This window comes from Heliorestis acidaminivorans (genome assembly GCF_008933955.1).
Lineage (GTDB): Bacteria > Bacillota > Desulfitobacteriia > Heliobacteriales > Heliobacteriaceae > Heliorestis > Heliorestis acidaminivorans.
In genome coordinates this window covers 54,510-77,121 of the sequence record NZ_WBXO01000008.1, presented here as the reverse complement: position 1 = coordinate 77,121, position 22,612 = coordinate 54,510, and the positions used below count along the sequence as shown (strand labels likewise).

Annotated in this window: 17 protein-coding genes and 1 other RNA gene; 10 read left to right on the top strand and 8 right to left on the bottom strand. The window is 40.2% G+C overall.

The annotated features are described in order from the left end of the window. Positions 1-58: 58 nt before the first annotated feature. On the bottom strand, positions 59-1,219 hold the full coding sequence (locus F9B85_RS10495; RefSeq protein WP_151620685.1) for an MFS transporter: 1,161 nt from the start codon (positions 1,217-1,219) through the stop codon (positions 59-61). A gap of 167 nt (positions 1,220-1,386) precedes the next feature. Between F9B85_RS10495 and F9B85_RS10490 the strand changes: the two genes are divergently transcribed. Continuing rightward, a complete protein-coding gene (locus F9B85_RS10490; protein ID WP_151620683.1) occupies positions 1,387-2,847 on the top strand; it encodes a PAS domain S-box protein in 1,461 nt (486 codons plus the stop codon). 217 nt (positions 2,848-3,064) lie between these two features. Here the strand turns inward: F9B85_RS10490 and F9B85_RS10485 are convergent, their stop codons facing one another. Beyond that, positions 3,065-3,931: a universal stress protein gene (locus F9B85_RS10485; protein ID WP_170270422.1), complete on the bottom strand. Its 867-nt coding sequence runs from the start codon at positions 3,929-3,931 to the stop codon at positions 3,065-3,067. 156 nt (positions 3,932-4,087) lie between these two features. Continuing rightward, complete coding sequence (locus tag F9B85_RS10480) at positions 4,088-5,260, bottom strand: DUF2225 domain-containing protein (RefSeq protein WP_151620679.1); 1,173 nt, start codon at positions 5,258-5,260, stop codon at positions 4,088-4,090. A 264-nt stretch (positions 5,261-5,524) separates the two neighbouring features. On the opposite strand from F9B85_RS10480, the gene ssrA reads away from it, so the two are divergent. From ssrA to F9B85_RS10470, 3 genes are all read left to right on the top strand, one after another. Further along, positions 5,525-5,880: a transfer-messenger RNA gene (gene ssrA / locus F9B85_RS10475) on the top strand. A gap of 220 nt (positions 5,881-6,100) precedes the next feature. After that, positions 6,101-6,268 (top strand): hypothetical protein, encoded by a 168-nt coding sequence (locus F9B85_RS14420; RefSeq protein ID WP_170270420.1) that lies wholly within the window; start codon positions 6,101-6,103, stop codon positions 6,266-6,268. A gap of 91 nt (positions 6,269-6,359) precedes the next feature. Continuing rightward, on the top strand, positions 6,360-7,037 hold the full coding sequence (locus F9B85_RS10470; protein WP_151620677.1) for a transposase: 678 nt from the start codon (positions 6,360-6,362) through the stop codon (positions 7,035-7,037). Between the two features lie 168 nt (positions 7,038-7,205). Here the strand turns inward: F9B85_RS10470 and F9B85_RS10465 are convergent, their stop codons facing one another. From F9B85_RS10465 to F9B85_RS10455, 3 genes are read right to left on the bottom strand one after another with little or no spacing between them, the layout of a single operon-like run. After that, a complete protein-coding gene (locus tag F9B85_RS10465) occupies positions 7,206-8,312 on the bottom strand; it encodes a GerAB/ArcD/ProY family transporter (RefSeq protein ID WP_151620675.1) in 1,107 nt (368 codons plus the stop codon). Beyond that, on the bottom strand, positions 8,309-9,499 hold the full coding sequence (locus F9B85_RS10460) for a Ger(x)C family spore germination protein (RefSeq protein ID WP_151620673.1): 1,191 nt from the start codon (positions 9,497-9,499) through the stop codon (positions 8,309-8,311). The genes F9B85_RS10465 and F9B85_RS10460 overlap by 4 nt, the downstream gene beginning before the upstream one ends. Before the next feature lies 1 nt (position 9,500). After that, positions 9,501-11,102, bottom strand: a complete 1,602-nt coding sequence (locus tag F9B85_RS10455) for a spore germination protein (protein ID WP_151620671.1) — start codon at positions 11,100-11,102, stop codon at positions 9,501-9,503. 705 nt (positions 11,103-11,807) lie between these two features. Between F9B85_RS10455 and F9B85_RS10450 the strand changes: the two genes are divergently transcribed. From F9B85_RS10450 to F9B85_RS10435, 4 genes are all read left to right on the top strand, one after another. After that, the gene (locus tag F9B85_RS10450; protein WP_151620669.1) at positions 11,808-12,227 is read left to right on the top strand and encodes a nucleotidyltransferase substrate binding protein; all 420 of its coding nucleotides are present in this window, start codon (positions 11,808-11,810) and stop codon (positions 12,225-12,227) included. After that, on the top strand, positions 12,220-12,516 hold the full coding sequence (locus tag F9B85_RS10445; protein WP_151620667.1) for a nucleotidyltransferase family protein: 297 nt from the start codon (positions 12,220-12,222) through the stop codon (positions 12,514-12,516). The genes F9B85_RS10450 and F9B85_RS10445 overlap by 8 nt, the downstream gene beginning before the upstream one ends. A 433-nt stretch (positions 12,517-12,949) precedes the next feature. Further along, the gene (locus F9B85_RS10440) at positions 12,950-14,431 is read left to right on the top strand and encodes a LuxR family transcriptional regulator (protein WP_151620665.1); all 1,482 of its coding nucleotides are present in this window, start codon (positions 12,950-12,952) and stop codon (positions 14,429-14,431) included. Positions 14,432-14,630: 199 nt separating this feature from the next. After that, positions 14,631-15,941 carry an S-layer homology domain-containing protein gene (locus F9B85_RS10435; protein WP_170270417.1) on the top strand — a complete coding sequence of 437 codons (1,311 nt, stop codon included), beginning with the start codon at positions 14,631-14,633 and terminating at the stop codon, positions 15,939-15,941. Between the two features lie 34 nt (positions 15,942-15,975). On the opposite strand, the gene F9B85_RS10430 is transcribed toward F9B85_RS10435, so the two are convergent. Next, on the bottom strand, positions 15,976-17,766 hold the full coding sequence (locus F9B85_RS10430) for an ABC transporter ATP-binding protein (RefSeq protein ID WP_151620661.1): 1,791 nt from the start codon (positions 17,764-17,766) through the stop codon (positions 15,976-15,978). After that, positions 17,763-19,493, bottom strand: coding sequence for an ABC transporter ATP-binding protein (locus F9B85_RS10425; RefSeq protein WP_151620659.1), 1,731 nt, complete (start codon positions 19,491-19,493; stop codon positions 17,763-17,765). Before F9B85_RS10425 ends, F9B85_RS10430 begins: the two co-directional genes overlap by 4 nt. Before the next feature lie 340 nt (positions 19,494-19,833). On the opposite strand from F9B85_RS10425, the gene F9B85_RS10420 reads away from it, so the two are divergent. Together F9B85_RS10420 and F9B85_RS10415 are read left to right on the top strand one after the other, a co-directional pair. Next, complete coding sequence (locus tag F9B85_RS10420) at positions 19,834-21,309, top strand: protein adenylyltransferase SelO (RefSeq protein ID WP_151620657.1); 1,476 nt, start codon at positions 19,834-19,836, stop codon at positions 21,307-21,309. 87 nt (positions 21,310-21,396) lie between these two features. Continuing rightward, positions 21,397-22,560 carry an aldo/keto reductase gene (locus F9B85_RS10415; RefSeq protein ID WP_151620654.1) on the top strand — a complete coding sequence of 388 codons (1,164 nt, stop codon included), beginning with the start codon at positions 21,397-21,399 and terminating at the stop codon, positions 22,558-22,560. Positions 22,561-22,612: the final 52 nt, after the last annotated feature.

Sequence of the window (22,612 nt, the reverse complement as noted above, 5' to 3'; positions counted from 1 at the left end):
TTAAGTGATAAAACTTCGTGAGCTACTTGAAGGTTACTTATATCTATTAGATTTTTTGTCAGATTTTTTCGCTGGAAGTATCTCTTAACATCATAAAAAGCAAAAGACCAACTACAGGAATCATAGCAGAAAGCAAATACATCAATTGAAAACCCCAGAATTCACTTAAACCGGCCCAAACTGCACCAGCTGAAACGCCAACATCAAAAAAACTTGTATAAACTCCCATAGCACTTCCGCGTGTAGAAGGAGGTGTTTTGGTAATTACCAGGGCAGTCAAAGCAGGATACATAAAACCAAAGCCTAACCCATAAAGAGATGCTACCAAAAGCAGATAAGGCAAAGAATCAGCAAAAGCAAGAGCAACCATAGCTATAATAATGACAAGCAAAGAAAAGACAATAACTTGATGGGGAGCAAACTTTTCCGAACGGCCCGTGAAAAGACGAGCTAGAATAACTGCGGCTGTATTAAAAACAAAAAAAAGCTCAAAAGATTCTATAGCCTGCTGTAGAGCAAAAAGAGGCAACATTGTCACAATAGCGCCGTTTGTAAAGGTAATCGTAAAAAGAGTAAGACCAGGTATCAATACATGGCGACTGCGCAAGGTTTGGAGAAAGGGAATAGGTTCAGACGCACCTGCTACAGGAGGTTTTTCTTTTAAAAAAGGCAAGATCAGGGCAGTGATTAAGGCCAGAGAAATACTGAGCCACAACAGTACAGGCAATCCTTGAAAATGAAAAAAAAGCAGAAGACCTAAAGCAGGAGCTAATCCTTTAGCAAGGACAAGAGAAATGCTGTGCACACCAATAGCTCGTCCCACCTGAGCAGAAGAGACATTGTCAGTAACCAAGGCAATAACCAAAACCGTAAAAGCTCCTATGGTATAACCAAAAATTAATTGGGCCAGTGCAACCATAGTTAAAGATGGAATAAACAAAAAGAGCGGTGCAATTAAGGATAAAAGAACGCAAGACCAGATCAAGCCTTTACGACCTCGACGATCACCTAGATAACCTGCATAGACACGCAATACAAGAGAAGTAACAAAGAATATAGCCATAAGAAAGCCAATTTCCAACTTAGAAGCACCTAGGTTAGCCATATGCAAAGGTAAGACAGAAAGAAGAAGATAATAAGTCCCGGTAAAAAGGGTTGTAGCCAATACTAATAAGGTAAAGTGCTTAGACCAAAGACTTTGCATTGCTTTATGACTCATTTCGACAGTAATACACTTTTCTTGTCTTCATAAACCTAGTATTTACTAAGACATAGAAAACAAACAAATAAACAAACATCTAGTGACTTATTTCGACAAAGAAAAAGCCAAATCTGTAGTAAAATTAAATAATACTGTATTATAGAGAGAAAGAAGGATGGAAAGTCTTGACATCGACGGAAAAAGACAAAACTTCGGAACAATATAAAAATCGCTTTTTTGACTTGTCCGTTGACTTACTGTGTGTTGCAGGCTTTGATGGCTATCTAAAGCAAGTCAACAAAGCCTATGTGGAGCTTCTAGGATATACAGAAGAGGAGCTTTTATCTCGACCTTACAAAGATTTTTTGCATGAAGAAGATCTGCAAAAACTGCAGAAGAAGAGCTTGACATGTACCAATCTGAAAAGTAAAAAGTCTCTAGAGTGTCGACACATCTGCAAAAAGGGCACAGTAAAATGGGTTTCTTGGACAGTAACCATAGATATGGAAGAAAATTTATTCTACGCCGTAGGTCGTGATGTGACGGAAAATAAAAAGTTAGTACAAATAAAAAGAGAACTAAATTCTATCGTAGAAGCTTCAACAGATGCTATAGTTGTTGCTGATAGAGAAGGTTATATTCGAAGTTGGAATGGCGCGGCTGAGAAGCTTTTTGGATACAGTCAAAGCGAAATAATTGGTAAAAATATAAAAATCTTTGTTCCAGAAGAAAGAAAAGAAGAATGCGACGATATTATAGAAAAAGTTCTAAACAATGGTGCTTTTGAGCACTTTGAAACGATTCGCTTGAGAAAAAACGGACAGCGCCTTAACGTCTTTAAGATAGTTACACCTGTAAAAGATAATCAAGGCAAGGTGATAGCTATCATTGCCCTGATTCGAGATAACACAGAGAAAAAAGAATTAGAAAATGAAATAGCCCATCTTGATCGATTAAATGTTGTTGCCCAAATGGCCGCTGGCATTGGACATGAGATAAGAAACCCCTTAATGACAGTAAGAGGCTTTCTCCAAATATTAGGTAGACAAAAGAGTTATAATGAAGATAAAGAATATTTTCGATTGATGATAGACGAGCTTGATAGAGCCAACACAATTATTACAGAATTCCTAGCTATGACCAAAAAGAAGCCTTCTAACCCTGCTCAAGGCAATATTAATCAAGTAATCGAAGAACTTATGCCCTTACTACAAGCAGAGGCTATTAACAATAACAAATGGATAATCAAAAAACTAGAAGCTACAGAAGATCTAATCTTTGATAGCAAAGAGATTAGGCAAATGCTGTATAATCTGGTGCTCAACGGTCTGGAAGCAATGGAGTCAGGTGGTAAGCTCTTTATTTGTACTTATATGGAAGGTAATGATGTTGTACTCGCTGTAAGAGATGAAGGCATAGGTATATCGACTGAAATCTTAGAAAAGCTAGGTACACCTTTTTTGACAACGAAAGAACAAGGGACTGGACTTGGTCTAGCCATGGTTTTCCGCATTGCTAGACAACATAAAGCAAGAGTCCTAGTAGATACGGGCATGACAGGAACTACCATATACGTAAAATTTCCTACTTTAGTAAGTTATAAAGAAAAACCTTCATATTGTGCAGGAGATTTAGAAGCTTTGTAGAAAGTTACATGCAACACAAAGCACAAGTGGCGCAAGCAAGGGAGGTGTGACCGTGTTTTGGTCTAAAAAAAGAAAAGAAATAGACGAAGCCCCTTCCGGAGACGTCTTAAAATCCTTTATTAAGCTTTACAATGCCTTAAGGGCAGAAAAATAGAAATAGAAAAAACTGCCTGTTAAGGGCAGTTTTTCTGTGTTTTTTATAAATACTTTAACAAAACTATGACTTAAGTGAAGGAATCATTAAGACAGGAATTAGAGATTTACGAACAACGCTGTAACTAACACTACCAAGCAAGAGCTCTTCAATAAATCCTTTTCCTTGACTTCCCATAAGCACAACTGAATACTTACTAGAACGCACTTTCTCTAGGATTAACTCTTTTGGCGAGCCAAAAGGGACTTCTATCTTAACATCTTGGGCACCTAAGGACATTAACTTATCTTTTAACGGTGTCATCTCATCAATAATAGCTCTGTTAATATCTTCTAAGCGCTGTAAATAATAAGTCTCAGAAATACTGCGATCTTGCACATGCAAAAGCGTAACAGGGCACTTTAATTCTGTGACCACTTTCTCTAGGTAGGTAAAAGCAACATTAGAAGTATCAGAAAAATCGGTGCAGAAAAGAGGTGCAGAGAAAAGCTCCTCAAAAGATTGTGACTGCCTATCTTCCTTATTAAGTTCAACTCTAATCAACAGAATTGGTCGTGAGGTCATATGTAGAACTTCTGTTGAAACACTACCTAAAGCCGCTTTCTTGAAGATACCTTTACCATGGGAGCCGACTATGATGGCATCTACCTCATGACGCTCAGCAACATCTGTTAATGTTGGAGCAGGAATACCATAAGCCATCTCCGTATGAACAACTAGTCCTTTGTTCATAAGCGTCTCTCTTTGACTTTGTAAACGAATCGTTCTTCTTTCTAGGAGCTCTGCTTCAAGAACGGGGTTATGGGCTGTATATATGGTGTGGACCAGCAAGACCTCTTCTAGACCTACTTGTTTTAACGTTTCTACAGTCTGAAGTAAAAGCTCTGATGGTGGTGATAAATCGGTACACAGCATCACTTTCTTGAACATACATAGCGCCCCCCTTTTTGTCGTTTTATAAATATTTTGATATTTTAATGGTAAAGGATGGAGCAACATTGTGTCAAGCTCTCTTTAGATCTTAGTGGAAATAGAAAAGATCTACCAATAAGATTAGTAAAATTAGAGTGTCGTCTAAATGAATAATTACTTTATGAGTTCTTTAAGGTCAGTAATACGTTGTCTGGCATGTTGATTCAAATCATCACTACCTTGTCTAGTAATGCCTCTTAGGAAGAATTGCCTTGCTTCATCATAGGAGTTATGCCGTAGGTGCAATTCGCCTAAAAGAATTACTAATCGTTGCTCTTCTGCGATTGATGCGCCAACGTTTTTGTCATATGCTTTTTCATAGTAGTCAAGAGCCTGCCGCGAAGCGTAATCAGACATTTCTTGATCTTCTACATCATCATAGAGCCAAGATAGGCAAAGCCATGTTTTTGCTAATTTAGCTGGACTACTAACACAAGCTTCAAAGGTATCTAGTAGTAGATAATAAGCGGGAAAAACCTCGTTAATATGACGAGGATTGCTAAAATTAAAAGGCTCAGTATCTTTTCTAGCTTTCATACGTTGGCGAAGCTTTTGTTCAACACTTTCAGCAAGCTTGCCGAATTCAAGATAAAAGTCAGCGTAAAAACATTGTGGACATACCCAGACCATATACCATAATGGCTCTATTTTTTCATAACGCTTTCGGAAATCTGCTTCTACGTTGTTCAAATTAAGTCGATGAGAGCGCAAGGTTTTAGAAGAAAAATTTTTGTCACATACAGGGCATTGTACTTTTTTGTCGAACAGATAATGCTCATCAGTCGAAGAAGCTTCTAGCTCGTAGCTCTTGTGGTTCTCTGGAAAAAGGACACCCGTTATCCCTTTATGAGCTTTTTTACGAGCGGCCGAGTCAACTACTTGCTCACACTTTAGTTGTGCAGAACCTGATTGGATACGACTGATTTCCTCGTTCATTTTTTTTAGACGTGTACTTAGAGAGTTAATAATTCTTACAACGAGGTTTGGTTGTACACGAATGACCTGCTCGAAGTTATTTTTCTTAATACATAGTAAGGTAGTGTCTTCTACTGCCTGTACAGTAGCGTTACGAGTACCTTCATCAAGCAAACACATTTCACCAAAGAATTGGCCCACATCAAGTTGAGCCACCTGAATTGGAAGACCATCGATGGAGTTCAATAGCACATTAACTTTTCCTGAGAGAATGATATACATCTCATCTCCAGGCTCACCTTCGACTACGATAATCTCATCTTTTGGGAAAGATTTCGTGCTACAATATCGAATCAACTCCTGGATGCTCAAAAAAAGCCCCTCCCCAAAATCAATCTTGTCATTTCCACATTTTTATAGCTACTATTCTAAAGTATGTATTTGATATCTTTGACGTAAGTCCTTCATGTAAAATGGTTGCTTTTTAGTTGAAAAGCTAAAAAAGCTAGAAAAGTTACAAAATATTGACAAAGCAAAAGGCAGAGTAGAAGTAGGGGATTGACTTTTTCTAGAATTCTGTTATACTTTAATGACCCTAAGAGTCAAGATTGGCTTGTTCTTCTAGGGACAATATATGGGGGCGTAATGGTCTCGACGGGGAACGTATTTGCATGGGAAGCGAGCCGGGTTGCCGCCAGGACCGTAAAAAGGGCGGAAGGCTTTAATTGCCGAAGATAACTACGCTTTAGCTGCTTAATTGTCGCTAACCTCCTACCTTCTGTGCTCTCGGTGAGGGATTTAGGGGGTCATTAATAGAGAGCTAGCTTCTCACCAATTCTCGGAGGTCTGAAGCGAACTTTATCGAGATAGCCTGACCAACGCTTTGTCTGTCGTGCGGAAGGAAGGCGAAATCTAAAACGAGAGACTACGCTCGTAGATGCCTATGTGGGTATTTCTTCGGACGCTGGGTTCGACTCCCGCCGCCTCCACCAAAACATAGCGAAAAGCCCATGAAATCGGGGTTCTGAAATCCAGTTTTTTACAGAAAAAGTGATGGTTTTAGGCGAGTTCAATTGACCAAAATGGCCACATTTTTGTCCTTCGGACACAAGGACAGTCCATCGGACACCAGTCCTTCGGACCCTAGCCTGATCATTCGGACACTGTTCAATAGAAACACCTTTTTGGAGGATCTCCAGAGAGGTGTTTTTTATGTTAGGCAACAGAAAAAATCGAGTCATGAAGTTAGTTTTTGAAGAGAAAAAGACTTGGGAACAAGCAGCGACAGACTTTTTGCTTGCGAAAAAAGCAGAAGGATCAGCACCGAGAATGATCAAGGATTACAACTATCACCTCATCAGTGTTCGTTTAAGAAAGTAATTTCCAGTTGTAAGGTATAAATTCCAGTTAGAATTTTTGATTTCTTTGTCGAATAACCTAAAAAAGAAGGTTGTTATGTGGAGGAATCAAGATGCTAGAGCTACCACGAGAAGAGCAAGCCATAGAAAAAAGATTGACAGAACTTTTCCCCAGAGAGTGGCTATTGAAAACAGCGGAAGAAGTAGGCTTCTTAAAGAGAGATCGTAAGGTTGATCCTGTTGTTTTCTTCTGGGCTTTAGTTTTAGGCTTTGGAGTTGACGTTCAAAGATCGATGGCTGAATTGAGACGGACCTACAAATCAATGGCAAGTCATACGATTGCACCATCTTCTTTCTATGACCGCTTTAAGCCCGAGCTAATTGAATTTCTAAAGCGTTGCATCGAACGTGCTACTTCTGAAGTTATGACAGATGCTACCTTAGAATTATCAAAAAAACTTGGAGGCTTTGTTGATGTATTGACATATGTAACCAATATTCCTGTAGAGTGCATGACAGCAGAAGATACAGCACAACTTTACAGCGCCAGATGGACTATTGAATTGGTTATGAAAGAATTAAAGAGTTCTTATGCTATCGACACCATCTCATCAGCAAAAGAAGAAGTCGTAGAAGCATTGGTTTACACTGCTATTCTAAAGTTGATAGTAAGCCGTCAGATTCTTCAAGTACTAAAAGAACAATATCCTTGCAATCGAAACGTATTACAACACTGCGGTGGTCGAGGATTTTTGCTGCATCAGCCCATAACATCCTTAATGCTGTATTGATTTACCAAGGCATCAATCCTAGAGGATACAACCCATTGACAGGTGCTTTTCTTGCCGAAGCCATCGATCCGAATGTTAACCGCAAAAGGTTATTAGACCCATGGATTATGTTTGATTGAATATATCAATTGGAATTTGCTGTCTTAAACGAACACTGATGAGAATTCCCTATACACGGAGAGTACGGCGAATAAATCCAAGCAAAAGCAAGACAGCCGGTATCCAATATTCAAACCAAAATGCAACAGGTGTAAAGACGTTAACAATAAATTCAGTCATTTCTACATCACTTTCAAAAATCAAAATACTTAATGCTGTCATAACAACTGCGGTAGCTGGAACGAAAGGTCGATAATCCTTAACATTCAATACTTGTGCGGCACCAAGGGATGCAGCAAATAAAAACATTCCAGCTTTAATAAACAGAGCTGGAACCCAGGCTAGCATAATAAAGGCATCAAAACGTTCTATAAATTCTCCGATGCTTACCAAGCGAGCGAGAAAAAAAAAGGGATAATTCATGCTTTCTGTCAAATTAGGACCATAAACCATTAAAATTCCGATTGTAGAGAAAGTCAGAATTATCCCCAGAATAATAGAAGACCACGCTACAACAGTAGCTGCTTTTTCCGGGCGAGCCAAAAAAGGAATTAACATCGCTAGCAAGATGAGTTCTCCACGCCATGCAAAAGGCGTGAATGAAGACTCAATAACAGGTTGCCAACCTTCAGCCAGAAAAGGTAGCAACAAAGTCATGTCAAAAAACGGTATAGAAAGCAAATGAAGACCTATAACGATCAAAAGAAAAAGGGGAAAGAACAACTCTGCCAATCTTGCATATACTTCAATACCTAATAAGAGAGCATAGATCAAAAGAACGGTGAGTGGAATAATAATTGCAAGCATCGGTGTTTTAGGAAAAAAGACATTGGTCATAAAACTACCAAACTCTCGAAGAATGATTGCATTGGTATGAACAAACCAAAATACATAGGCCGTCCCAATTATTTTGCCCAAGTATTTTCCTGCGATAGATTCTCCCCATTGAAACAAGGTTTGAGCTGGATAATATTTTGTAAAACCTTTGACTAGCAAGGCAATGAAAAAGCCCCCTAGCGTAGAGATAAGCGGTGCTAGCCAACTGTCTTGTTGGGCAATCTTCGCTGTCAGAGCTGGTAAAAATAAAACAGCTGTGGGAAGTACAACAAAGATCATGAGCTGAATAGCTTGACCAGAGGTTATTTTTTCTTTTACCAGTTCTTGTCCCACCTTCATGGATTGATAAATTGCCGATTCATTCCAGCTCTACGTAAAGTAACGGTAACAACTGTTTCAACAACTAATTTCTCTGCTAGATAGTCGCTCCATTCTGCTTCTAATTGTCGCCATGCACTGGGATCTTGACGGTATATAGTTCGTCCAAAGCCGAAAAAATCGCTTTGATATGCTCGACTTTTTTCAATCGCTAGGTTAAGTTCTCGTTGGATTTCTCGTTCTACTTCTTTTCCTAGCCATTGAAATGATTCAGTTGTTTCTATTTCGCGGTTTCCCTGATTTTCTATAATATTTCCTTCTGTTTCAATAAATATGGTGATCTTATGAGGCTCTACAGTCAAGTCAGCAACAAATTGTGATTCTCCGTCTAACAACTGTATAGAAATAGGTTTGCCGTCAGGTCCATCGATAAAAATAGCCCGTCGTTCTATGTCTCCAATAATCCAGTGCGCTCCAAGTGTCTCTTCTTTATCCAACCATCCCACCAGCTTACCTTCTTTTAGTACGGCACAGCCATAAACTTCTACACCTTTTGAAGGCGTAGGTTGTTGTCCTTCGTGTTCAAGATTGGCAGGGTGTATCTCAGCCGTTGTAACAGCAGTAATCAAGGGTTCTTTAGCTGGACTGTTTGAATTGCGCAATATTTGAAATAAGGCTGTTTTTTGTCCATGTGCCCAACCTTCTTGCCTCGTTATTAAGCCTGTTAACTCTGCACTAGCGCTTTTTTCTAACTGCGGTACAGATACAACAATGTCACTGGCGAGGCCTCGTGCAACAAGTATCCATGTATTGAGTCTAAGTTCAGGATATCTTGTTAGCATATCTATGACTTGGTGAACACCTTCTCTTGCCACTTCTTCTCCAATAACAATGATTCGATTTTGTCCCCAATAGGCTGTTCTTGATGCTCTGCGGTTAAGTTCTATTTCTGCTTCGTGAATGGTAGAACCGTAAGATAGAGCGATCCAAACACCATCCCCTGTCGCAGTGCTTGTTCCTCCATCTCCACCAGTTGCTGTCATAGCAACAGGTCGGATAATGGAAGTAGTCAACATATATTCTTCATCAACCTTATCAATGGCAGCGGCTGTAACGATCGATAATTGATTTAATTCTTGCCGATCCCAACAACCGTTAAGAAAACTAGATAAAAGAAGAACTATGGTAAGATACATTGTTTTTCTCATGCTATTTCCTTCTTTTGATAGGAGGTTTTGGCCTTTGGTTCGGAGCAACTCGCTGACGCTTATCAGCGTTTAGAAAGATGGCAGGTCGATGTAGCATGGCCCACCAGGGAACACGGATCAAGGAGTCTTTTAATCCAGAAGCATCAGAAGGTGCAATAGGATATAGGTAAGGCATACCAAAAGAACGTAAACCTGCTAAATGTATCAATATGGCCATATAGCCGAGAATGACTCCATAAAGACCAAAAACAGACGCTAAAAGCATGAGAGGAAAACGTAGAATTCTAATGGCAAAACCTAAAGTATAGCGTGGAATTACAAAGGATGCGATGGCTGTTAGAGCAACTACGATGACCATCGCAGGTGATACCAATCCAGCCCGAACAGCTGCTTCCCCAATTACTAAAGCACCAACAATACTCACAGCTTGCCCTGCAACACGAGGCAAACGTAAGCCTGCTTCTCGCAAAATTTCGAAAACAGCTTCCATGATAAAGGCTTCTATTAAAGCAGGGTAAGGAACTTCTTCACGTTGAATGGCGACGCTAATTAGCAACGGATTTGGTACCATCTCGTGATGATAGGTAACAAAAGAGATATACAACGCAGGTAAGATCAAAGCTATATGAAGTGCAATAAGACGTAGAAACCGAAGAAGAGTAGCGGCAATGGGAGGATCATAGTAGTCTTCCGCGGCCATAATATAATCGAAAAATACGGAAGGCGCCAAGAGCACCAAGGGAGAACGATCAACTACAATCGCTACTCTTCCTTCTAAAAGAGAAGCAGTACAGCTATCTACTCTTTCCGTTCTTCGCACGGTAGGAAAGATAGAAAAAGGTGAGTCGCGAATAAATTCTTCAATAACAGCACTATCTAAAACACCGTCTATCTGAATTCGTTGCAGACGTTTTTTTAATTCCTTCACGATTTTGGGGTTGACTATGCCTTCTACATAAGCAATGCCAACCATGCTTTTTGCTTCAACACCGATGATAAGGGTATTAATTTTAAGGTTTTTTGTCCGAAGCCTTTGTCGAATTAGAGAATAGTTTATATATAAGGATTCTGTAAAGGCTTCTTGAGGGCCTAATACAGAGACTTCTGTCATAGGTTCCGTGATAGGTCGCCCTATCTGCCTTTCCGTTCCTACGACCAAAGCTTCCCTAGAACCATCAATGATTACTACAGACATTCCAATTAACAGACACTCAACAATTTTTTTATAAGATGAACTAGTACTGATATTACCAATTGTTAAAATCTTATTTTTTAGTAGTTTTAGAACACTATCTGTTTGACAAAAGTTTGTAACAGTGAAATCACTGTCGAATCGTTCTGGACAAGTTAAACGTACTAAAGGGCGTACAATGCCATCATGAACGTTTTGCTCATCACTAATACCTTCGACGTAACAAAGAAGGACCTTTACTTGGTGATAAATTGTGAATTCCTTAAATACCACGTCAGCGTTGTCAGAGAAATCTTGAAGTAATCTATTGTAATTCTTGTTGAGTTCGGGGCGTAATTGATCTGTTTGTTGTTGCTTTTCGATTACTGTGGTTTTTAACGTCCGTGATAAAGTCAGGTTTTTCTTCCCCATAAGCTCTTTTGTCCTTATTTCTTTTAAGTATAATCTGTGGACTTTTTTGTTTTTTATACGTAAGCGTCAAACAGTACCCACGTTACTAAAGCAAAAAATCCCCACCTTGAAAAACAAGATGAGGATTCCGTTAATCTCTAAATTCCTATTTTGTTGCTAGACAGCTATTAGGCAAAGATTCTTTTGACCAAAACACGGAAAGAAGCCAGAAAAGCCGTATTTGAATACATCGAATAGAGAAACAATATGCACGGGAACCTTTTTGGAAACGAACATAGAACTATATTTCATAGTAATTCAAGAAAACTTGTGTCAGTGCGGTGATCCAAAATATAGTCGAGTTATGTATAAGCTCAGAAATGACTTTGAATTTAAGGCTTGCTCTTTTTTTTCAAGAGCTTTTTCTAGATCTCGTTTCAATGGGCATTGTTATGTCGATGATGTCTTGTTTTTTAAGGTCGTTAGATATCATTCAACATCACTTCCTTTGGAAAATTGTACCATGGAAGATATCTTTGCAAAAAAATATTACATATTTTGCCTTGAGTATAGTAACAAAGGAAACTGCAGGTTGATACTTGAAACTGTTTTGCTACAAAAAACAAAAGTTGCGCGCTTGATGTAGATGCTTTGTGGTATACTACACTTAGAAAAGTTTCCAAAGAATGGACTATAAGTTACCCTAAAGTTTGAGGTGATAAAAAATTGCTAGATTTAAGTAGCTTAAAAAAGGCAGTTGCATCACTAGAGCGAGCTCATAAATTTGCAAACGGTAGACTTGCTAACAACAATGTATCACTTGATGAGAAGGAAGTTATCCAAGCAGGGGTGATTCAAAATTTTGAATTCACCTATGAACTTTGTTGGAAATTCATGAAACGCTGGCTGGAATTGAACATTATGCCAGGTTTACTGGATGGCTCTACAAGAAAAGAATTATTCAGACATGCCATTGAGCAAAAACTAATCACCGACTTTTCAAAGTGGGTTAAATACCATGAACTTAGAAATACAACTTCACATACTTATAACAGAGAAGTAGCCGATGAGATTTACAGTATTAGCAAAGAGTTTTTAGAAGATGCTCTTTATCTACTAAAGGCATTAGAGGCTCGTAATGATTAAGTTAAGCGAAGAAGAGTTAAGGACCGTGAAAAACATCCTCAAAACCTATGCTTCAAACCTTGAAATTCTTGTATTTGGGTCACGAGTTACAGGAAAGACACATGAACACTCCGACTTAGATATCGCTTTAAAAGGAAAAGACAAACTCGATCTATTGCTGCTAGCCAACCTTAAGGATGACTTTCAAGACTCGGACCTCTCTTTTAGAGTAGATATTGTTGATTATCACAGAATATCACCTGAATTTCAAAAAGTAATATTAAAGAAATATGTTCTTTTGAATGTCTGAACTTATTAGGCCCAGCTTTTTGAGTAGGGGTGCTCTAATTCTTTATAAAGCGTCGAGAATTACAGACTGCCCGACGCTTTATATTTGAAAGAAGGCAATTGCTAAAGACGGTGCTTTTGTCAGGTAACTGGTCGCCTCCACCAAAAACCTTGATTTACAAGGCTTTGTGGGCACTTTGTTTGGTAAAAAAATCAACCTGTCCGAAAGACAAACATAACTACTAACACCCTACGTCAATGAAAAATGTGGGGTGTTTTTTATTATGTCTAAGAGGAGAAAACTGGACAAGATTACTATACAAAGAATCATTCGATTGGCAAGGTTCGTTAGTAACCTTACCAATCATCCTTATCCTATCAACTAGGGAATTGTATCCGAAAGAAAGTTGGGCTATAGTTAAAGTAGGGAAAAATAAGTGAGGAGGGACTTTGTTTTGAGCGTAACAATAAAGAACCTCCCCAAAAGTTTCCGAATTGGTAAGCCCAACTTCATAAATCAGAAGACTTTACAATTGCTCGGTTTCTCTCTCTTCTTTGGCTGGCTTTTAGCTGTACCCTTTGAGGGACAGGTATTGTATCAGCTTGTCGATCAATCAACCATAGAGGGAACAAATCATAATATGGTGGCTATCTTAGCGCACTTTTTGGGCTTGTTAATTAGTGGCTTTTTCATTAAGAAGCAAATCGTTGCGAAAAGGACCATGATAACAGCTACCCTCTGTTGCATAGTAGGAAGTCTTGTTTTTTTCTTGCCCTTTTCCAACTTCTGGTACATCGCACTGACGATAAGTTCTTTTTTTGCAGGGCTTTTTGTAGCCTCTTGGGGCTACTTCTTTAAAATCTATGCCTCACCAAGAGAACGCCTTAGAATAGCGGCCGACGTAATCATCTGTTCCAATCTGATCATGATACTGATCAATGTGCTAGCCGTAAACGCATCGCCTATGCTAGCTCTTGCTGTAGCGATTACGGGGCTTCTGGGCGCCCTGTTTTTAAGCTTCAGGTTGGAAGACTCTTCGATAGAAAAGAGAGATGAAAAAGCAATAGAAGGGGAGAAGACCGACAAGAAGGTAGAAGTGCATCCTAAGAAGGCCGCTACTGTTCTACCTCTGCTCTTGCTAAGCCTCTTTATTCTGATTATTACCATCAACTCGGGACTGATGTATCAAGTTGTTACTCCGGCTTTTTCTCACTTTCCTGTCCTGACTAGCTATTACTGGGCTTTGCCTTATATTGTAGCTTTACTCATCCTTAGAAAGGTAGCAACCAAAAGGAACTTAGCCTACATACTATATGTGGCTTTGGCTATGATCGGGATTTCCTACCTATTGTTTATGTTGCTAGACAGTTCCATAAGTAGTTACCTGCTGATCAATACGTTGATGCTAGGCGCTTTTGGCGTCTTCGACTTGTTTTGGTGGAGTATCTTGGGAAGCCTTTTAGAGTACTATGAAAATCCCGTACAAGTTTGGGGAATTGGCTTGTCCATGAATGTCCTAGGCATTCTCCTAGGTGGCTTGGTTGGTAACCTAATCATTGATGGTGCAACTTTTGAAGCATCCATCATTGCCTTAGTTATCGTATTAACAGTTATTATAATACTACCGATCTTGAACAACCAAATGGCGCGGATTCTAAAAAGCCATGCTTTTCTTATGACTGTTTCTCATCAAGAAGAGAAGAAGCAAGACGAAGCACTGTTAGAATTAAAAGAAAAAAAGCAACTAACAGAGAGAGAATCAGAAGTGGTGCAACTTCTACTTCGTGGTTACACCTACAAAGCCATTTCCAAAAGCTTAAATATCAGTGACAATACAATCAAGTACCATGCCAAAAACATTTATCAAAAGTTACAGATCAACAGCAAAATGGAGCTCATAAAACTCTTTGCCAAGGAAGAAAAAGAAAAACTCTGAGTAAGCATAGAAATAGAGATAAGAGATAAGAGATAAGAGATAGCACCTCACAAGGGCAGGCTATCTCTTTTTTTTTGCCACCTACCCCTTTTAGGTAGGGCTTTTTGGAAGCAAGACTACCCCTTTTGTGTGTTTTTAGAGCATAGAAAGAAAGGTAATCTAAAAAAAACACAAAGTTTTTTTAGAAAGGATGGATAGGATGAGAAGAAAAGTACTATCGCTACTCTTGGCCATGTTAATGTTTTTTGGCATGGCCACTGCCGCTACCGCGGCCAACGAGGAACATGCCTGGGTCTTGGTAGACACTCATATTTTCCCTGCCAACTTTACAGCTGGTGAAAGTGCAATTTACTCCGCTACTGTAAAAAATGGTACTATCGAAGTGAAAAGTACAAGAGGGGGACGGCTCGATCGGGATCCACCGATGAACATGCATGCCATATATACTTGGACGAATCCACCAAGCAGGATCAAGGCACTAGAAAAGGTAACTATAAAGATTAATCAAAATGTTATCAGCAACTCAGCCGGTGGATGGGCCGCCGCCTTTAGAGCCAATTTTTATATGGCACAAGACGGTTTAGGCATACACTATGGTCCTCGTACCCATGCCGAAGGTACTTATCCTGACGGTACTCCCGTGAAAAACATGGGCTTTGGAACTTCTTCAAGTCCACCACTTGATTCAGCGTCACAAAAGTCAGTAGCCGTCGATGTATCCTTGCAATTCCGAGATAAAGCACAAAAAGTAGGGGACAGACAGGCTCTGTATTTTAATGTGAACCTTGGATCTCCTGGGTCTGTGGGCGTTCGTTATAGCTATGAATGGCAAAAAATAGCCAGCGCTACGCCTGCACCTACAACACCACCAGTAACGACACCTGCACCAGTAAGTCCAGCACCAGCGCCTCCTGTCACTCCAGCACCAAGTACAAACCACTTTTCTGACCTAAATAGAAGCCACTGGGCTTATGACACAATTATGGAGATGGTAGAGCTAGGTATCTTAAGCGGATACCCCGACGGAACTTTCCGCCCCAACAACACAGTCACTCGTGCCGAGTTTGCTTCCATCATGGTGCGTACCTTAGAGCTGGAGACAACGACACCGGCTAGGGCAACCTTTACAGACGTGCCTACTAGTCACTGGGCTTTTAGAACGGTAGAGTCAGCTCGTGCTTATCTAACAGGTTACCGCGATACCAGAACAGGTGCACTTACTTTTGAACCAAACAGCGTCGCCGTGCGGGAGGATGTGGCTGTAGCCATTGTTAAGGCTCAAGGCTTAGCCAATGCCCGTGCCAACGTTAACTTGTTGAATCAATTTTCCGATCGGGGACAAATCTCGCCGGCCTTAAGAGAACAAGTAGCTATTGCCGTAGAATACGGATTTATGCAAGGCACAAATCAAGGCTTTGAGCCCCAGAAGGCACTCACCCGTGCAGAGGCTTGCGCACTCCTTTCCCGCATCCTCAAAGCAGGAGGAGGCAAGGAGAAAGTTACGATGTAACTTCTCTGAAAGCTAAAAAGTCAAAAAACATACCCTACTGTGCAAACCGACTCTCATACAAATCAGCATAAAAGCCTTTTTGTTCAAGGAGCTGATGATGAGTTCCCTTTTCGATAATATTTCCTTTATCCATAACTAATATAACATCGGCATCTTTAATGGTAGAAAGGCGATGGGCAATGACAAAGCTTGTTCGATTTTTCATCATTTGCTTCATCGCCTTTTGTATCTGAAGCTCTGTTCTTGTATCAACACTACTCGTTGCTTCATCTAATATTAAGATTTTTGGATCAGAAATGATCGCTCGAGCAATCGTTAACAACTGTTTTTGACCTTGCGAAATATTTGCTCCGTCTTGTTGGAGAACTGTCTCATAGCCATCTGGTAAGGCACGAATAAAATCGTCTGCATAGGCCGCCCGTGCGGCCGCTCGGATTTCTTCATCCGTTGCATTTTTCTTCCCAAAACCAATATTCTCTTTAATAGTACCGCTAAAAAGCCACGTATCCTGCAGAACCATGGCAAAGATATGGCGTAACTGTTCTCGTGATAAATCGGTGGAGTTCATTCCACCAATGGCTAACTTTCCTCGGTTAATTTCATAAAAACGCATCAGTAAATTGATAAGCGTTGTTTTTCCTGCCCCTGTAGGACCTACAATGGCAACCATTTGACCTTCTTTAATATTTACATTCAAATCATTGATTAGCAAGGCATTCTGCTCATAACCAAATCCTACATGCTCAAAGGATACATCAGCTTTAAGGGCATCAACATCAACAGAGATGCCTTCTTCCTTACTCTCTTCTTCTTCATCTAACAAGGCAAAGATTCGTTCTGCAGAAGCTAAAGCATTTTGAATCATATTGGCAATGCTTGCCACTTGGCTCATGGGCTGAGAGATTTGTTGGGTATATTGAATAAAAGCTTGTACATTTCCTATTAAAATGCTTCCATTAATCACAAGAAGGCCACCTACAATACTGACAAAGACAAACCCCAAATTCCCTATAAAGGTGATCAAGGGCATCATAATTCCAGAGATAAACTGAGCACGCCAACCTGCTGTATAAAGACGCTCGTTCATTTCATCAAACCGCTCTATTGCTCTTTCCTCATAACCAAAGGCTTTAACTATCTGATGACCACCATACATTTCTTCGATATGGCCGTTTAACTTACCTAACTCCATTTGTTGATTTCTAAAATATTCTTGTGAATAAGAAGCTACGATGCGTACAGCTAATAAACTTAGTGGAATCGTAATCACGATAACGAGCGTTAATAAGGGACTAATCAACAACATCATCACAATAATACCAACTACAGTAACAACGGAAGTAATTATTTGTGACAATCCCTGCTGTAAGGAATTGTTAATGTTATCGATGTCGTTGACAGCGCGACTTAAAAGATCGCCATGAGAATGTTGATCAAAGTATTTTAAAGGGACCAGCGTTAATTTATCGCTTATTTCTTTCCTTAAACTCGCAATTGTTCGTTGGGAGATGCCTGCCATTAAATATTGCTGTATAAAAGCAAAAAATGATGCAAAGAGATAAAGAACAATTAATGTCATCACAACTTGACCAATAAAGCTAAAGTCAATCGCAGTACCTGTTGTCACACTTTCAAAAATAGATGTAGTGGCACTCCCTAGAATGACAGGACTTAGTACATTAAAAACTGTAGATAAGAGGGCAAAGAGGGCTACCGCAATTAGCTTATTGCGCTCTGGTTTTAAGTAATTTGCTAAACGTCCAAGAGTTTTCTTGAACTCGACTGGTTTTCTTGTTGATTTGTCATCTTTTTCGTCCTTACTCATCTTCTCCCCCCTTCTTCGAAAAGTTGCGATTCTACGATTTCTTGATAGACAGTATTTTCTCTTACTAGCTCTTCATGTGTACCGATTCCAGCTATTTTACCCTGATCTAACACAATGATTTGGTCGGCATCTTGCACCGTACTGATTCGTTGCCCCACATAAATCATTGTCCCATCTTGAATATACTCTTTTAATGCTTTTCTTAGCTTTGCATCAGTTTGGTAATCTAGTGCAGAAAAACTGTCATCAAAAATATAGATCTCAGGCTTACGAAGAAGAGCACGAGCAATGGACAGTCGCTGTTTTTGGCCACCAGACAAGTTCGTGCCGGATTGTTGTAGTAACGAATTGATGCCCTCTTCTTTTTCATTAACAAAGTCAATAGCTTGGGCAATCTGTAGTACTTCGAGTACTTCCTCATCTGTTGCCTCTGGCTTCCCGAAGCGAATATTTTCAGCAATAGTTCCGTTAAATAAGTCTGCTTTCTGTGGCACATAGCCGATTTTTTGTCGCAAACTCTTTTGCGTTAACTGCTTCGTATCAACACCGTTTACAAGAACAACCCCTGATTCAGGGTCATAGAATCGAAGGATTAGTTGAATTAAGGTTGATTTACCTGCCCCAGTGCCACCGACAATAGCAGTTGTCTCTCCTGGTTTACAAAGAAAGGAGATGTTTTTGACAGCAGGTTTTTCTGCCCCACTATAGCGGAAAGTAACATCCCTAAATTCAACTAATCCTTTTTTTCCTCTATCCTTTACCTCTACGTCAGGATCTGTAATCATCGCTTGAAGCTGTAGTACTTCATTAACACGCTTAGCTGAAGCTTGTGCTCGAGGAATCATTACAAAGGTCAACGACAGCATAATTAAAGATATAAGAATCATCATGGCATATTGTAAAAAAGCCATCATATTTCCTACTTGCATAGCGCCTTGATCAATCCTAAGGGCACCAAACCATATGATCGCTACATTAGTAAAGTTCATGATGATCATCATGAAGGGGAAAAGGGCAGAAAGAATTTTATTTACTTTAATACCTGTGTCTCTAAAAGCCTCATTAGCGTCATCGAACCGCTTCTTTTCAGCCTCAACCCTGTTAAAAGCACGTATGACTCGGACACCCGTTAAGCTTTCTCTGATGACTAAGTTCAATCTGTCTGTCCTTTGCTGTAAAGTTGTAAAGAGGGGAATAGCATTACGAGCAATGAGAAAAATACCAAGAACCAAAAGCGGCAAGGTAACAAAGAAGATAAGGGAAAGAGTGGCCTCTCTTGTGACAGCTAAAATAATGCCTCCGACAAGCATTAAGGGTGCTCTTGTCATAACTCTGAGCGTCATATTTAAAACGTCTTGTATTTGCTTAATGTCATTCGTCGTTCTCGTAATTAACGAGGCCGGACCAATCTTGTTAAAACTCTCTAGTGAAAAATTTTCGACATGGACAAACAGATCCCGTCTAACCATTTTCCCAAATCCGAGAGACACCTTTGCAGATAAATAAATAACGGCAATGGTAAAGACAACGGCAAGGAGCGAAATACCAACCATTATCCCACCAGTATTCACGATATAAGGAATATCTGCATTCACAATCCCTATATCGACTACATTGGCCATTAACGTAGGTAGTAATAGTTCTAGTAACGTACTGATCAATGTTAGGATGACAATGAGTACAACTGAACGACTATAGGGTTTTATATACTTCAACATTGCCAGCATAGATAATCCTCTTTTCGTTAGCTGTAGCTTTCGTAATCTATTAATAGCTTTGCTTATAAAGCAAATTAGTTCTCGCCAATCTTTCCACTCCATGGTATAATTATTCACAGACCTTACGGAAAAGCTACTCAATCCTTTGTAGTTCTTTCATAAGAATGTGTCGCCTTTTTTATAACAGGGCTACAAGAATGATTGTAGGGCTGTTTTTTTATATGCCCAAAACGATAAAGGCAAAACAAAGGAATGAAGAGAAAGCGTTCTTTCAGGAATAAGAAGGACCAGAAAAGAGAATAAGTAAGGGTATGTAAGAGGCAATAACAAGGTTAAAAAAGGAAAAACAATGACAACGATAAAAGTAAAAACAAAACAAGGTTGGAACTTAGACAACAGTTATGCCCGTTTGCCTGATAAATTATATAGCCTGCTTAAACCAACTCCCGTAGAGGCGCCAAAACTGATCTGTTTTAATCAGCCCTTAGCAACAGCCTTAGGCTTAGAGGCAGAGAAACTGCAAAGCAATGATGGCTTGGCAATTTTTGCTGGTAACGACATTCCCGAAGGCTCAATGCCCCTTGCGCAGGCTTACGCAGGCCATCAATTTGGCCATTTTACGATGCTAGGCGACGGACGGGCTCATTTGCTGGGCGAACAGCTCACAGCAGAGGGAAAGCGTTTCGATATTCAACTCAAAGGTTCAGGGAGAACACCCTACTCCCGCGGCGGCGACGGTCGAGCCGCTCTAGGTCCTATGCTACGAGAATATATTATCAGCGAAGCTATGCATGCCTTAGGCATTGCGACGACCCGTAGCCTAGCTGTCGTTACAACAGGCGAATCAGTAGTCCGCGAAACGATACAAGCAGGTGCAATTCTAACACGGGTGGCAGAAAGTCATCTGCGCGTGGGAACCTTTCAATATGTTGCCAACTGGGGAACTATGGAAGAAATTCAAGCCCTAGCTGATTACACTTTGGATAGACACTTCCCCAACTACAAGGATGAAGAGAACGAATATCTCTACTTACTTAAGGAAGTGTCCAAGCGTCAAGCTCAGCAAATTGCCAAATGGCAGTTAGTTGGCTTCGTTCACGGTGTCATGAACACTGATAATATGACCCTTAGCGGTGAAACTATTGATTATGGTCCCTGCGCTTTTATGGATAACTATGATCCAGCGACTGTATTTAGCTCTATTGACCGTCAGGGTCGCTATGCCTACGGTAATCAACCGACTATTGGCGCCTGGAATCTGGCAAGATTTGCCGAAACTCTGCTTCCCTTAATAGATGAGCAAGAGCAAAAAGCAATCGAACTAGCCCAGCGCGCTATTGAAGAATTTACTACCTTGTACCACCACCATTGGCTCAAGGGAATGGGGGCCAAGCTAGGAATCTTTAAGATAGATCACCAAGATGAATCGCTCATAAATGAACTTTTGCGCATCATGGAAAAGTATCATGCTGACTACACCAACACTTTCCGTGCCCTAACGAATGACAGACTAGAAGATAAAGCCCTTTTTGAAGCAGTTGAATTTAAACAGTGGCATGAACAATGGCAAGCACGTTTAAGCAAGCAAAAAGAATCTAGAGAAGCCATAGAAGAGCTAATGAAAAAGAGCAACCCTGCCGTAATTCCTCGTAACCATCTTGTTGAAGAAGCTCTTCAATCAGCCGTAAAAGAAGAAGATTACAGAATTATGGAGCGCCTACTTGCAGTTCTTGCGCACCCCTACGATCACAGCTGTGAAATAGACGAGTACTTTACAGCTCCTGTACAATCAGAGCAACCTTACCGGACTTTTTGTGGGACTTGAAAAAAGATAATTGCTTGCAAGGCATCCTTAATCTTTAATAGAAGAGTAAGGGTGCTACTTAATTTGTAGACTAAGGAGGACTTTATATTGTTGTATCGCAACTTTGGCAAAACTAATGAACAAGTTTCCGTACTTGGCTTTGGATGCATGAGACTACCCCTAGTGAGTACTGATCCTTCGCAAATTGATGAAGAAAAAGCAATCAAAATGATTCGCCACGCCATAGATCAAGGCGTCAACTATATTGACACAGCCTACCCCTACCACGGCACAGGTATGGCTAGCGCAGGAGAAAGCGAACCTTTTTTAGCCAAAGCCCTAAAAGACGGTTATAGAGAGCGCGTTAAGCTAGCGACGAAACTTCCAAGCTGGTTAATTAAAACAAGAGAAGATATGGATAAGTATCTAAACGAACAGTTAGAACGACTAGGTACGAAGCAGATTGACTTTTATCTCATTCATTCTTTGAATGCTACTTCTTGGCCTAAGCTTGAGGCTTTAGGTGTCCGCCAATTTCTTGATCAAGCTATTCAAGATGGCCGCATCAAATACGCAGGCTTCTCCTTCCATGATCGAGTGAATTTGTTTAAGCAAATTGTCGATGCCTATGATTGGTCCTTTTGCTTGATCCAATACAACTACTTAGACGAAAACTATCAGGCTGGCAAGGAAGGTCTACAATATGCGGCGAGTAAAGGCTTAGGCATAGCTATTATGGAACCACTTCGCGGTGGCAAGCTTGTGAATAACTTGCCTGATGAGGCACTACAAACTTTTAATCAAGGTGACAGTCAACGAAGACCTGCAGAGTGGGCCTTACGTTGGGTATGGAACCATCCCGAAGTTTCTGTAGTCTTAAGCGGCATGACTACAATGGAACAAGTTCTGGAAAATATCAAAATAGCCCAAGCTGGTCAGGCCAACTCACTTTCTGCAAAAGAATTAAACATTATCGAGCAGGTAAAGCATGCTTACAAAGCTCGTGTAAAAGTAGACTGTACAAACTGTGGATACTGCATGCCCTGTCCCTACGGCGTCAACATTCCCGTTAACTTTGCTCGCTATAATGATTACTTCAGGTTTGGCAAAGCCGATACAAAAGAAGAGCACAGAAAGCTATACAGTGCCTGGGTAAAGCCTGAACACCGAGCTGTTAATTGTAAAGCTTGTGAAAAATGCGAAAGTCACTGCCCCCAAGGTATAAAAATAGTTAAAGAACTTAAAAATGTTCAAGAGTTTTTTCAAATATAATCGGCTAAAGCGATCTCGAAGCCTAGACAGCATATAGACGAAGGAACTTCAG

What these genes read in the sequence shown, in the direction of transcription:
- F9B85_RS10495 (WP_151620685.1), bottom strand. Translation starts at nt 1,219, where the DNA reads ATGAGTCATAAAGCAATGCAAAGTCTTTGGTCTAAGCACTTTACCTTA.
- F9B85_RS10485 (WP_170270422.1), bottom strand. Translation starts at nt 3,931, where the DNA reads ATGTTCAAGAAAGTGATGCTGTGTACCGATTTATCACCACCATCAGAG.
- F9B85_RS14420 (WP_170270420.1), top strand. Translation starts at nt 6,101, where the DNA reads ATGTTAGGCAACAGAAAAAATCGAGTCATGAAGTTAGTTTTTGAAGAG.
- F9B85_RS10470 (WP_151620677.1), top strand. Translation starts at nt 6,360, where the DNA reads ATGCTAGAGCTACCACGAGAAGAGCAAGCCATAGAAAAAAGATTGACA.
- F9B85_RS10465 (WP_151620675.1), bottom strand. Translation starts at nt 8,312, where the DNA reads ATGAAGGTGGGACAAGAACTGGTAAAAGAAAAAATAACCTCTGGTCAA.
- F9B85_RS10460 (WP_151620673.1), bottom strand. Translation starts at nt 9,499, where the DNA reads ATGAGAAAAACAATGTATCTTACCATAGTTCTTCTTTTATCTAGTTTT.
- F9B85_RS10455 (WP_151620671.1), bottom strand. Translation starts at nt 11,102, where the DNA reads ATGGGGAAGAAAAACCTGACTTTATCACGGACGTTAAAAACCACAGTA.
- F9B85_RS10445 (WP_151620667.1), top strand. Translation starts at nt 12,220, where the DNA reads ATGATTAAGTTAAGCGAAGAAGAGTTAAGGACCGTGAAAAACATCCTC.
- F9B85_RS10435 (WP_170270417.1), top strand. Translation starts at nt 14,631, where the DNA reads ATGAGAAGAAAAGTACTATCGCTACTCTTGGCCATGTTAATGTTTTTT.
- F9B85_RS10430 (WP_151620661.1), bottom strand. Translation starts at nt 17,766, where the DNA reads ATGAGTAAGGACGAAAAAGATGACAAATCAACAAGAAAACCAGTCGAG.
- F9B85_RS10425 (WP_151620659.1), bottom strand. Translation starts at nt 19,493, where the DNA reads ATGCTGGCAATGTTGAAGTATATAAAACCCTATAGTCGTTCAGTTGTA.
- F9B85_RS10420 (WP_151620657.1), top strand. Translation starts at nt 19,834, where the DNA reads ATGACAACGATAAAAGTAAAAACAAAACAAGGTTGGAACTTAGACAAC.